This window comes from [Clostridium] saccharolyticum WM1 (genome assembly GCF_000144625.1).
Classification (GTDB): Bacteria; Bacillota; Clostridia; order Lachnospirales; family Lachnospiraceae; genus Lacrimispora; species Lacrimispora saccharolytica.
The window spans coordinates 3,158,494-3,170,227 of record NC_014376.1 but is presented as its reverse complement, the minus strand read 5'-3'; the positions used below and the strand labels follow the sequence as shown (position 1 = coordinate 3,170,227).

The window sequence follows — 11,734 nt, the reverse complement described above, 5'->3', positions numbered from 1 at the left end:
GCGGCAGCAATAGAAGATAGGAAAAGGAAAGGAAGAGTTCTATGACGGAATATAAGGATAAGAAGGAATTGATGGATGAGATCTTAAATCGGGCGGAGCTGTTTATTGATGAATTTTCCCACATCCGGGAAATTGACAAGGATAAAACAATGGACGGCGTGGACAGGACACCGGCGCAGATGGTGGCCTATCAGTTAGGATGGCTGAACCTCCTTCTCCAATGGGAAGAGCAGGAGCAGCAGGGAATTACAGTTATCACTCCTCATCCTGATTACAAATGGAACAATTTAGGCGGATTGTATGAAAGCTTTTACCGGCAATATGAAACATACAGCTTACAGGAATTATGCGGCATGTTTCGGAAGACAGTGGAGAAAATCCTGGATTTGACGGAAGGTTACACAGATGCCCAGCTTTTTCAGGCCGGAGGCAGAAAATGGGCGGCATCGACTCCCTCTAACTGGCCGGTCTGGAAATGGATCCACATCAATACGGTTGCTCCCTTTAAATCCTTTCGAACAAAGATCAGAAAATGGAAGAAGTTAAACTGCAGCTGATGGCTGCTTTCCCGTTGGTACCCCAGCGGTCCGGTTTTTCTTCTTCCATTTCAAAAGTAATTTTTCTGTCACCGGTCTTTATATTTAGGCGGACTGAGGAAAAAGATCACCAGTCCTGACAAAATTGTTGCTATCCCCAGCCCCTGCTGAAGGGTGATCGCCTCATTTAAAATAAAATAGGCCAGGATACATGTGCCGATGGTTTCCCCTAAGATGCTCATGGATATCACGGTTGCAGGAATCCACCTTAACAGCCAGTTGAATATAAATTGTCCAAAAACAGTTGATATCAGCGCCAATCCCCCAAAGGCCAACCAGGTAGCTGCAGGGTAACCGGCAAATGAGCTGCGCTCCAGCATGGCATAGCCTCCCAGAAAAACAGAACTGCTTAAATAGCTTATAACGGAATATGAAACTGCGGATAACTCCTTTCGGATTGCCTGGCCTACAAAAAAGTAGATGCTGATAAAACCTGCCGCCAGAAATGCCAGCAGATCCCCAAACAAGGCCTGGGAGCTTATTTGAAAATCTCCCCATCCGATCATAAAGCATCCGGCAATGGCGACCATGCATCCTCCGATTGCAAGCTTATGGAATCGTTCCTTAAGAAAAAAGAATCCGATGGCAATGGAGAAAAGAGGCTGTAATGTTACAATGACCGTGGAACTTGCCACCGAAGTATGCCGCAGAGATTCAAACCACAGCATATAATGGGCGGATAAAAGCAGTCCGGACAAGATCCCCAGAGCCCATTGCTTTTTCGATAAGGACAGCAGCTGCCGCTTTTTTTCCTTGCTTGCCAGCAGAAAGGGCAAAAGGACCAGTGCGGCAAAAAATAACCGGAAAAATGCTGTTATGGCGGAAGGGGCATTTGCCAGGCGCACAAAAACAGCAGAAGTGGAAAGGGAAAAGACGCCGAAAAGCAGAGTTAAGTACAATCCGATATTTGTTTTCAAAGTGATTCTCCTATGATGTAAAATAGAATGCATGATGCATTCAAATGCATAGTAATTATAGTATGATCGTTTGGGAAAAGCCAGCTTTATTTCACATTTCCGGCAAGTTTCCGGAATCTGCCCAAAAAACAATCTGAAGATGGAGGGCTTCAAACAAAAAACGGTGCTGCAATGAAAGAATGCCGGTGGTAAAACTGGAGTATAAATGGTATAATGGAAAAAACAAAGGATAAGGAGCAGAAACAAAAGTTATATGGATAAATTTCAGGCATTAAAGCACTATTTCGGTTACGACCATTTCCGGGAAGGGCAGGAACTGCTGATTGACAGCATTTTGGCTGGCAGGGATGCCCTGGGAATCATGCCTACCGGTTCCGGAAAATCCCTGTGCTTCCAGATCCCAGCCCTTATGATGGAAGGAATCACACTGGTCATCTCCCCTTTGATCTCTCTTATGAAAGATCAGGTAACAACTCTCAATCAGGCAGGCATTCACGCCGCGTATCTTAACAGTTCTTTGACTGCAAGTCAGTATTATAAGGCCCTGTCCTATGCACGGGAAGGGCGGTATCCCATTATTTATGTAGCACCGGAACGTCTTGTGACGGATGAATTTCTGGATTTTGCACTAAACACGAATATTTCCATGGTAGCAGTGGATGAGGCTCACTGTGTATCCCAGTGGGGACAGGATTTTAGACCAAGCTATCTGAAAATTGTGGATTTTATTAACAAGCTTCCCAAACGTCCGGTTATCAGTGCATTTACGGCTACTGCTACAAAAGAAGTCCGTGAGGATGTCATTGATATTCTCATGCTTCAGGAACCTGCTGTGGTTTCTACCGGATATGACAGGCCTAATCTCTATTTGGGCGTCCAGTCTCCCAAGGATAAGTATGCCACTTTAAAGAATTATGTGGAGCGCCACCCGGATCAGTGCGGGATCATTTACTGTCTGACAAGAAAGCTGGTGGAAGAGGTATGTGACCGGCTGAATCAGGAAGGATTTTCGGCCACAAGGTATCATGCAGGGTTAAGGGATGAGGAGCGTAGGAAGAATCAGGATGATTTCATCTATGACAGAAGCCGGATCATGGTGGCAACCAATGCCTTCGGCATGGGGATTGACAAATCCAATGTGCGATTTGTCCTTCATTACAATATGCCGAAGAACCTGGAATCCTACTATCAGGAGGTAGGCCGGTGCTCCAGGGACGGGGAACCGGGAGAATGCATCCTGCTTTACAGCGGCCAGGACGTGGTGACCAACCAGATGTTTATAGACAACAACCAGGACAATCAGGAACTGGATCCCGTCACCAGCCGGATGGTTACGGAAAGGGACCGGGAACGGCTTAGGAAGATGACCTTCTACGCCTTTACCAATGAGTGTCTGAGGGATTATATCCTGCGGTATTTTGGGGAATATGGAGAGAATTATTGCGGAAACTGTTCCAACTGCTTAAGCCGCTTTGAAACGGTGGATGTGACGGATATTGCCAATAAATTGCTTGAATGCGTGAAGACCAGCAAACAGAGGTATGGGACTGCTGTCATCATTGATACGGTTCATGGAGCTAACACGGCAAAGATCAGAAACTACCGGATGAATGAAAATCCCCATTATGGGTGTCTGGCAAAGGTTCCTGCCTATAAACTGCGGCAGGTGATGAACCATCTTTTCTTAAATGACTGGATGGCTGTAACCAATGATGAATACGCCATTGTAAAGCTGACGGATAAATCCGGGGAGATACTGGAAGAAGGAGCGTCTGTGATCATGAAAATGGCCCGGGAACAGGAGCCTGCGGAAAAAGAAAAGAGGGGGAAGAAGATGAAGAAGCCCAATGCCTCTGCTATGGATTTAACAGAAGGGGAGGCGGCTTTGTTCGAGACCTTAAGGGAGTTGAGGCTGGAGATTGCCAAAGAAGAAAAGGTGCCGCCTTATATCGTATTTTCCGACAAAACCCTGGTACATATGTCCGTGAGAAAGCCGAAGACAAAGGAAGAGATGCTGACAGTTTCAGGCGTTGGGGATTATAAGTATGAAAAGTATGGGGAAAGGTTCTTGAAGGTGTTTCTGTAATTGGTTTTATATTTCATTCAAGATTTAAGATAACATAGAGTTTCAGGAGGTTATATGAAGATTTTTCATCTGTCTGATCTGCATATCGGAAAGCAGTTAAATGGTTACAGCTTAAAGGAAAACCAGGAAGCGGTCTTAAACCAGATCGTGGATTATGCAGCATCCCATCATCCGGATGCAGTGCTGATCTGCGGCGACATCTATGATAAAACAGCTCCATCGGGGGAGGCCTATACCATGTTCGGCAATTTCCTGGAAGGTCTCTCCAGAATACGGCCCCGGATTTCAGTTTTGATCATCGCCGGAAACCATGATTCGCCGGAACGCCTGTCCTATGCAGGGGCTTTCCTGGAGCAGCACTGCATCTATTTATCCACGTTTCCCCCCAGGACTCCTGAGGAATATTTAAAAAAGGTGGTGCTGCAGGATGAAAACGGCCCTGTGAATTTCTACCTCCTGCCCTTCTTAAAACCAGGGTATGTAAGGCAGCTTTTTCCGGACAACCAGCCGGAAGGGTATGAGAGTGCCCTGCAGGCTGTTCTGGAAAGGGAAACCATTCAAAGAGAAGAGCGGAATATCCTTTTATCCCATCAATTTTATGCGGCAGGCAATAAGGATCCGGAAACCTGCGAATCGGAACAGGCAGTCATCCTGGCGGGAGGTCTGGACCGGGTGGATATCTCTGTTCTTTCCGCCTTTGATTATGTGGCACTGGGCCATCTTCACGGTTCCCAAAAGGTGGGCAGGACCTGGATCCGGTACAGCGGTTCTCCCTATAAATATTCTGTTAGTGAAGAAAACCATGTAAAATCAATGACAATGGTACATCTGGGGAAAAAGGGTGAGGAACCGGAACTGGAATTTCTCCCCCTTTACGGAATCCAGGATGTGAGGCGGGAAAGGGGAAGCTTATCCGAGGTTCTTTCAAAAGCCGGGGCAAGCAGCCGACATGATTATATCAGTGTTACGATTACTGATGAAGAGGAGCCTTACCGGGTCAGGGAACGTTTGGAAGAGGTATTCGATCATTTGCTTGAGCTTCGGGTGGATAATGAACGGTCCAGGCAAAAACGGCTGGAGGAAGGAGCGGCTGTGCCGGTTCTTAGACCCATGGAGGCATTCCGGCAGTTTTACAAAACAGTCCGAGGCAAAGATATGAGCCTGGAGGAAGAGAACGCTATGGAACGGATCGTGCAGGAAGCTAAGGAGGAAGAGGGATTATGAAGCCATTGCAGTTAACCATGTCCGCCTTTGGATCCTATGGAGGAAAGGAAACCGTGGACTTTGAGAAAATCGGTCATGGCATCTTCCTTATAACCGGAGATACAGGAGCAGGTAAAACCACCATTTTTGACGGAGTGACATATGCCCTGTTCGGAGAAACCAGCGGACAGAAAAGAGAGCCTTTCATGATGCGCAGCCAGTACGCGGCAGAAGATCAGGAAACCGTTGTTTCATTAAAATTTTCCCAGGGGGGAGAAAGGTATGAAATAACCAGAAGTCCTGCCTATACAAGAATCAGCAAGCGGAAAAATAAAAACGGGGAATATACAGCCGTTCCCGTTCCGGCAAAGGCATCCCTTCTTTTGCCTGACGGATCGGAATATGCGGGCAGCCTTCGGGATATTAACTTAAAGATCCAGGAGATTGTGGGAGTGGATCAGAACCAGTTCTTCCAGATCGCCATGATCGCCCAGGGGGATTATTTAAGGCTTCTTCATGCATCATCCAAAGAACGGAAGGAGATATTTTCAAGGATTTTCAACACCGGAATCTACAGCCGCATCCAGATGAAATTAAAGGACCGGAACAGCCTGCTTTTTAACAGCCTGGAAGATAACCGGAAAATGTGCAGCCACGAGCTTGGGAATGTGGAGCTTTTGGAGGAAAGTCTTTATGGGGACTCGTGGCGGGAGCTGTTGGATTTTAAAGAAACAAGGGTGGAGGAGATACAAAGCCTGCTAGGTGCGATCCTGGAAGAAATTAAGGAGGAAGGGGAGAAGCTTTCAGAGGAAAGGGAGCTTAAGGGAAAACTTCTTAACCAGGTGGAAGGGCAGTTGAGTATGGCCCAGGAGGTAAACCGCCTTTTTGACGGCCTTGAGCAGGCAAAGGCCCGCCTGGAGCTCCTGGAAGGCAGAAAGGAACAATGGCTTATGCTGACGGAGCGCAGAAAGGAAGCGGTCCGGGCAGAAAAAGCGAATGGCCCGGAGGCCCAGTTCATTGATAAAAGGAAGGAGTATGAAGGGGCTGTAAGGAGAACCGTCCAGCTGGAAAAGGAGCTGGAGGACATAGCCATAAGCTATGCTTCCGCGGAAAAAGAAGCAAAGGAACGAAGAGAGGCTTCCGCAGAAGTGCCTGGGCTTACCCTTCTCATTGCCAGGCTGCAGGAAGCCATGCCTTTATATACCCGCTGGAAGGCCATCGAAAAGTCCTCCGCTGAAAAGAAAAGGGAGACAGAGGCGGCGGAGAGAAGGCTTCAGACCATAGAAGCAGAGCTGACCCGGTTAAAGGAACGGCTGTCTGCAAACGAAGCCAGACAGGAGCAGGCAGAGATCCTGGCGGGGAAGCTGCCGGAAGTGAGGGCTAAAAAGGCGGGACTGCTGGAACGGCAGCAGGCTTTGGAGACCCTTGAAAAGGCGGCCATGGAGGAAGCTGCGGCAGAGATAAAAAAAGAAAAATGCCAGGAAGCTGTTTTGCAGGCCCAGAGGGAGTATGAACAGGAAGAAAGCCATTACAATATTAAGTTTCAGGAATTTCTGGCAGTGCAGGCCGGAATTATGGCCAGGGATCTGGAAGAAGGGAAGGCCTGTCCCGTATGCGGCTCCACCCACCATCCCATAAAAGCGGACCTGAAAGAGGGGGCAGTCACCCAGGAAGAGGTGGAACAGGCAAAAAGGGCAAGAAACCAGGCGGAAGAAAAGCGTTCCAAAGCCACCCAGGCCGCCGTCCGGGTAGTGGAAGCCTTCCAGCTCCTAAGGGGGCTTCTGGAAGAAGAGGAAGTAAAATGGCTGGGAGCATCTTATCCTCAGGAACAGCTTAAGCTTCGCCTGTATCATGAAAAAAAGGAGATCAGTTCCCTTCTTAAAGAAGCAGAGAAGGAAGAGGAGGAGGCCTTGGCTGCGGACCATCTTTTAAAGAAGATTCTTGAGGAACGAAAAGCGGACAGAAGCAGGCGTGAGGAGCTGGAGCTTGAAAAAGAAAAGAGCAGGGAGGACTGGCAGCAGAAACAGGTAAGCATGGCGGCCCTCCTGGCAGAGACGGATCATGTAAAGAAGCGTCTGCCATATCCGGAAGAAGAAAAGGCTGCGGGAGAACTGGAGCAGTTTGAGAAACGAAAGGAAGCGCTTTTAAGGGCAGAGGAGCAGGCGGATCACCGGTTTAGGGATATCCAGGAAAAGGAAAGGGAAGGAAAAGGACGCTTAACCTCGGAAAAGGAAAACCGGGAGAGGTGCAGGCTTGCAATGGAACAGGCGCATCATGCCTTTCAGGCGGCCTTAGGGACTCTGGGATTTTCCGGAGAAGAGGAGTACCAAAGAGCAAAGCAGACACCTGAAATTATGAGGCAGTGGGAGCAGGAGACCGGGAATTATGAAAAAGAGGTGTTAAAAGCCCGCACCGTCTGCAGCCAGTATGAGGAACAGACAAAGGGGCGCGGAAGAATAGAAACAGAGCAGTGGAAAGTGCAGGCAAAGGCACTGAAGGAGGAGCAGAGACAGCTGCAGACGAAAGAGGCAAGGATCACAGCTATTGGAAGCCGGGCTTTTCAGGCGGCGGAAAATTTAAGGCGGTTGTGGAAGGAGAGAGAGCAGCTGGAAGAAACATACCGGCTGTATCATACTCTATTCCAGACTGCCAATGGGAAAATGACCGGATCTGCCAGCCTGGATTTTCAGACCTATGTCCAGAGACAGTATTTTAACCAGATGATCCATGCTGCGAACAAGCGTCTGGATGTTATGACAGACGGCCGGTTCCTGCTTCAGTGCAGGGATTTGGAGACCCTTGGAAAGCAGGGAGAGGTAGGTCTGGATCTGGACGTTTACACCATGGCAACTGATAAGGTAAGGGATGTGAAGACCCTTTCCGGCGGAGAATCCTTTATGGCCGCTCTGGCCATGGCCCTTGGTATGGCGGATATCATCCAAAGCACAGCAGGGAATGTATCTATGGATGCTCTTTTTATTGACGAGGGCTTCGGTTCCCTGGATGAGGAATCCAGGCTTAAGGCTGTCCAAATCCTTCAGGAGCTGGCCGGAGAACGGAGACTGATCGGGATCATTTCCCATGTGACAGAATTAAAGGAACAAATGGGAAAGAAGCTGCAGGTGATCAAGACGGAAAAAGGAAGCAGGATTCTGTGGGATCTTTGAGAAATAAATCAATGGATGAAACAGTTGTTTTGCTCTATAATTATATAGGACCATAAAGGCAGAATCATCAAACAGAAAGGAAGATACCATGTTAAACTGTGAAAGAGTCAGTGTTATGAACATAGAAAATGCCATCAGAGGCGCAAGAAACCCTATGAACAGCTGGGACCGGATGGACAGCAGCTATAACGAAGAAGGAGAATACATCCTTGGCCCCAACGATCTTGGCCTTGCAAAACGCTTAAGAAAGGCCGGAAGTGACCACCGCAAATACATCCGTCAGATACTGGTGTCTGTGGATATTACGGCACCTATGTATTGGTGGAAAGAATACGATACCTACAAAGTTGCTACCGTGGCCAATTCCACCAGCACCATGCATAAGATCCACAGCAAGCCTTTTGAGCTTCAGGATTTCAGCCATGACCATATGACAGAGGGAACGCTGGCCTTTATGGAAACAGTGGTGGCTGAATTGGAAAGAATCCGTCTCCGTTACGTCGGGACAAAGAAAAAGGAGGACTGGTATGATTTAATCCAGCTCCTTCCCTCCAGCTACAACCAGATGAGGACATGCACCTTAAATTACGAAACCCTGATCAACATTTACTTTGCAAGGCGGAGCCACAAACTGGAAGAGTGGCATACCTTCTGCCGGTGGATTGAAACCCTTCCCTATGCAAAAGAGCTGATCATCGGGGAAGAAGAATAAAAGGAAAGGAGGGGGTGACTTGTGAACATTATCGTTGCAGTGGATAAAAACTGGTCCATCGGCAATCAGGGCCAGCTTCTTGTTTCCATTCCTGAGGATAAAAAGCTGTTCCGGGACGAAACCATGGGAAAGGTGATCGTCATGGGACGAAAGACCCTGGAGAGCCTTCCCGGAAAACAGCCGCTCTATGGAAGGACCAACATCGTATTGACGAAGAATCCGGATTACAAAGTAAAGGGAGCGGTGGTCTGCCACAGCCTTACAGAGGCGATGGAAGAGCTTGGCAAATATCCTGAGGAGGATTGCTTTATCATAGGCGGACAAAGCGTCTATGAGCAGTTCCTTCCATATTGTAATACGGCTCATGTGACTTATATTGACTATAGGTACAGCGCTGACACCTATTTTCCCAATCTGGATCAGGATTTGTCATGGGAAATGGTGGCGGAGAGCGATGAACAGACTTATTTTGATTTATGCTATACCTTCCGCATGTACCAGAGGAAAGCTTGAAAAAAGGCGTTTTCAATCCCAGCCTTCCGATAAACAGGATATTCAGGCATATCCGCTGGGTTTATAAATATGCAGAATTTGGGAAAAAATAGCGGAAAATCCCCTGTATCCATAAAATTTCAATGATATTTTTCAATAAATGTTGTCAGTGCCCCTTAAAAATGGTAATATGATACGAGTACTATTCACCTGATCGTTGGGGAAGGCTTTCAGGAACGGTGTACAGGTATATTCACGAAGACATTAGGAGGATAAAGATGTATAAGATTTTAAAAGCAGAGATGTTAGCTGACAAGATCTATCTGATGGATGTGGAAGCCCCTCGGATTGCCAAAGCCTGCCAGCCTGGAGAATTTGTTATCGTCAAGATGGATGACAGAGGAGAAAGAATTCCGCTTACCATCTGTGATTATGATCGTGAGAAGGGGAGCATTACCATCGTATTTCAGACGGTGGGCGCCAGCACAGAAAAGATGGCTGAATTAAAGACAGGCGGCAGCTTTGCAGATGTGGTGGGTCCTTTGGGCAATGCGTCGGAATTCGTACACGAGGATATAGAAGAACTGAAGAATAAGAAATATTTATTTGTAGCCGGAGGTGTGGGAACGGCTCCTGTTTATCCTCAGGTGAAATGGATGAGAGAACACGGTATTGATGTTGATGTCATCATGGGAGCAAAGACCAAGGATCTGTTGATTCTGGAAGATGCCATGAGAGAGCAGGCCGGAAATTTATATGTGACAACAGATGACGGTTCCTATGAAAGAAAGGGCCTGGTTACGGAAGTGATCAAGGACCTGGTTCAGAATCAGGGCAAAAAATACGATGTGTGTGTAGCCATCGGACCTATGATCATGATGAAGTTTACCTGCCTTGTAACCAAGGAACTGGGCATTCCTACGGTTGTCAGCTTAAACCCGGTCATGGTAGACGGAACCGGCATGTGCGGCGCCTGCCGTGTCACAGTTGGCGGGGAAGTGAAATTTGCCTGTGTGGATGGACCGGAATTTGACGGACATCTGGTTAATTTTGACGAAGCCATGAAGCGCCAGATGATGTATAAATCAGAAGAAGGGCGCGCGGTTTTAAAAGAGCGTGAAGGCGATACGCATCACGGCGGCTGCGGATTGTGTGGAGGTAACGAGTAATGGATGTATTAAAGAAAGTACCAGTAAGAGAACAGGACCCAAAGGTAAGAGCGACAAACTTTGAAGAGGTTTGTCTTGGATATAATGAAGAAGAGGCAAAGGAAGAAGCCAGCCGCTGCATACAGTGCAAGAATCCGAAATGTGTGGCAGGCTGTCCGGTATCCATCAATATTCCAGGCTTTATTAAGGAAGTGGAAAATGGAAATCACGAGGAAGCTGCTAAGATTATTGCCCAGTCCTCCGCTCTTCCGGCAGTCTGTGGCCGTGTGTGTCCGCAGGAGAGCCAGTGCGAAGGCAAGTGCATCCGCGGAATCAAGGGAGAACCTATTTCCATCGGAAAGCTGGAGCGTTTTGTGGCAGACTGGTCCAGAGAGCACGGCTTTGTACCGGAAGCCCCGGAAAAGACCAATGGCAAGAAGGTTGCTGTCATCGGTTCCGGTCCTTCCGGACTGACCTGTGCCGGGGACCTGGCAAAATTAGGTTATGAGGTCACTATTTTTGAAGCCCTTCATGAGCCGGGCGGTGTATTGACCTACGGCATTCCGGAATTCCGGCTTCCAAAGGAAGGGGTAGTTCAGCCGGAAATCGACAACGTAAGAAAGCTTGGCGTTAAGATCGAGACCAATGTGATTGTAGGAAAGTCCGTGACCATTGATGAGCTTTTGGATGAAGAAGGCTTCCAGGCTGTGTTTATCGGCTCAGGAGCAGGTCTTCCCATGTTTATGGGAATTCCGGGAGAGAATGCCAACGGTGTATTCTCGGCCAACGAATATTTAACCAGAAGCAATTTAATGAAGGCATTCCGCAGTGATTATGATACCCCAATCGTGGCAGGAAAGAAGGTAGCCGTTGTAGGCGGCGGAAACGTTGCTATGGATGCGGCAAGGACAGCCCTTCGTCTTGGCGCAGAAGTACACGTTGTGTACCGAAGAAGCGAGGCAGAGCTTCCTGCAAGAGTGGAAGAGGTTCATCATGCAAAAGAAGAAGGAATCATTTTTAACCTTTTAACCAACCCGGTTGAGATTCTCACCGATGAAAAAGGCTGGGTAAATGGAATGAAATGTGTGAGGATGGAGCTTGGCGAACCGGATGCTTCCGGCAGAAGAAGACCTGTGGAGGTAGAGGGATCGGAATTCGTCATTGATGTGGACACTGTTATCATGTCATTGGGAACTTCACCTAACCCGCTTATTTCCAACACGACAAAGGGACTTGATATTAACAAGCGCAAATGTATCATTGCGGAGGAATCCACAGGAAAAACCAGCAAGGAAGGCGTTTATGCCGGAGGAGATGCAGTGACAGGAGCTGCAACCGTGATTCTGGCTATGGAAGCCGGACGGGCTGGAGCAAGAGGAATTCACGAATACCTGTCTGCAAACGAATAATAAA

9 protein-coding genes are annotated in these 11,734 nt (G+C 47.9%); 8 read left to right on the top strand and 1 reads right to left on the bottom strand.

Annotated elements, in window-relative coordinates:
* Nucleotides 1-41 precede the first annotated feature (41 nt).
* Complete coding sequence (locus tag CLOSA_RS14745; protein ID WP_013273561.1) at nucleotides 42-557, top strand: ClbS/DfsB family four-helix bundle protein; 516 nt, start codon at nucleotides 42-44, stop codon at nucleotides 555-557.
* A gap of 68 nt (nucleotides 558-625) precedes the next feature.
* Here CLOSA_RS14745 and CLOSA_RS14740 read toward each other — a convergent pair whose 3' ends face one another.
* Complete coding sequence (locus tag CLOSA_RS14740; protein WP_013273560.1) at nucleotides 626-1,513, bottom strand: DMT family transporter; 888 nt, start codon at nucleotides 1,511-1,513, stop codon at nucleotides 626-628.
* Between the two features lie 253 nt (nucleotides 1,514-1,766).
* Between CLOSA_RS14740 and recQ the strand changes: the two genes are divergently transcribed.
* The 7 genes from recQ to gltA all read left to right on the top strand — a co-directional run bounded on the left by recQ (nucleotide 1,767) and on the right by gltA (nucleotide 11,730).
* Nucleotides 1,767-3,599 carry a DNA helicase RecQ gene (recQ, locus tag CLOSA_RS14735; RefSeq protein WP_013273559.1) on the top strand — a complete coding sequence of 611 codons (1,833 nt, stop codon included), beginning with the start codon at nucleotides 1,767-1,769 and terminating at the stop codon, nucleotides 3,597-3,599.
* 54 nt (nucleotides 3,600-3,653) lie between these two features.
* Entirely contained in the window at nucleotides 3,654-4,823 is a 1,170-nt protein-coding gene (locus tag CLOSA_RS14730) for an exonuclease SbcCD subunit D (protein ID WP_013273558.1), read from the top strand.
* Complete coding sequence (locus CLOSA_RS14725) at nucleotides 4,820-7,969, top strand: SbcC/MukB-like Walker B domain-containing protein (protein ID WP_013273557.1); 3,150 nt, start codon at nucleotides 4,820-4,822, stop codon at nucleotides 7,967-7,969. The genes CLOSA_RS14730 and CLOSA_RS14725 overlap by 4 nt, the downstream gene beginning before the upstream one ends.
* Nucleotides 7,970-8,057: 88 nt before the next feature.
* The gene (locus CLOSA_RS14720; protein WP_013273556.1) at nucleotides 8,058-8,681 is read left to right on the top strand and encodes a hypothetical protein; all 624 of its coding nucleotides are present in this window, start codon (nucleotides 8,058-8,060) and stop codon (nucleotides 8,679-8,681) included.
* A 57-nt stretch (nucleotides 8,682-8,738) separates the two neighbouring features.
* A complete protein-coding gene (locus CLOSA_RS14715; RefSeq protein ID WP_408643010.1) occupies nucleotides 8,739-9,194 on the top strand; it encodes a dihydrofolate reductase in 456 nt (151 codons plus the stop codon).
* A 257-nt stretch (nucleotides 9,195-9,451) separates the two neighbouring features.
* Nucleotides 9,452-10,342, top strand: coding sequence for a sulfide/dihydroorotate dehydrogenase-like FAD/NAD-binding protein (locus CLOSA_RS14710; protein ID WP_013273554.1), 891 nt, complete (start codon nucleotides 9,452-9,454; stop codon nucleotides 10,340-10,342).
* On the top strand, nucleotides 10,342-11,730 hold the full coding sequence (gene gltA / locus CLOSA_RS14705; protein ID WP_013273553.1) for an NADPH-dependent glutamate synthase: 1,389 nt from the start codon (nucleotides 10,342-10,344) through the stop codon (nucleotides 11,728-11,730). Before CLOSA_RS14710 ends, gltA begins: the two co-directional genes overlap by 1 nt.
* The last annotated feature ends 4 nt before the right edge of the window (nucleotides 11,731-11,734 follow it).

Coding starts and splice junctions, on each gene's coding strand:
- CLOSA_RS14745 (WP_013273561.1), top strand. CDS start 42: ATGACGGAATATAAGGATAAGAAGGAATTGATGGATGAGATCTTAAAT.
- gltA (WP_013273553.1), top strand. CDS start 10,342: ATGGATGTATTAAAGAAAGTACCAGTAAGAGAACAGGACCCAAAGGTA.
- CLOSA_RS14730 (WP_013273558.1), top strand. CDS start 3,654: ATGAAGATTTTTCATCTGTCTGATCTGCATATCGGAAAGCAGTTAAAT.
- CLOSA_RS14720 (WP_013273556.1), top strand. CDS start 8,058: ATGTTAAACTGTGAAAGAGTCAGTGTTATGAACATAGAAAATGCCATC.
- recQ (WP_013273559.1), top strand. CDS start 1,767: ATGGATAAATTTCAGGCATTAAAGCACTATTTCGGTTACGACCATTTC.
- CLOSA_RS14725 (WP_013273557.1), top strand. CDS start 4,820: ATGAAGCCATTGCAGTTAACCATGTCCGCCTTTGGATCCTATGGAGGA.
- CLOSA_RS14710 (WP_013273554.1), top strand. CDS start 9,452: ATGTATAAGATTTTAAAAGCAGAGATGTTAGCTGACAAGATCTATCTG.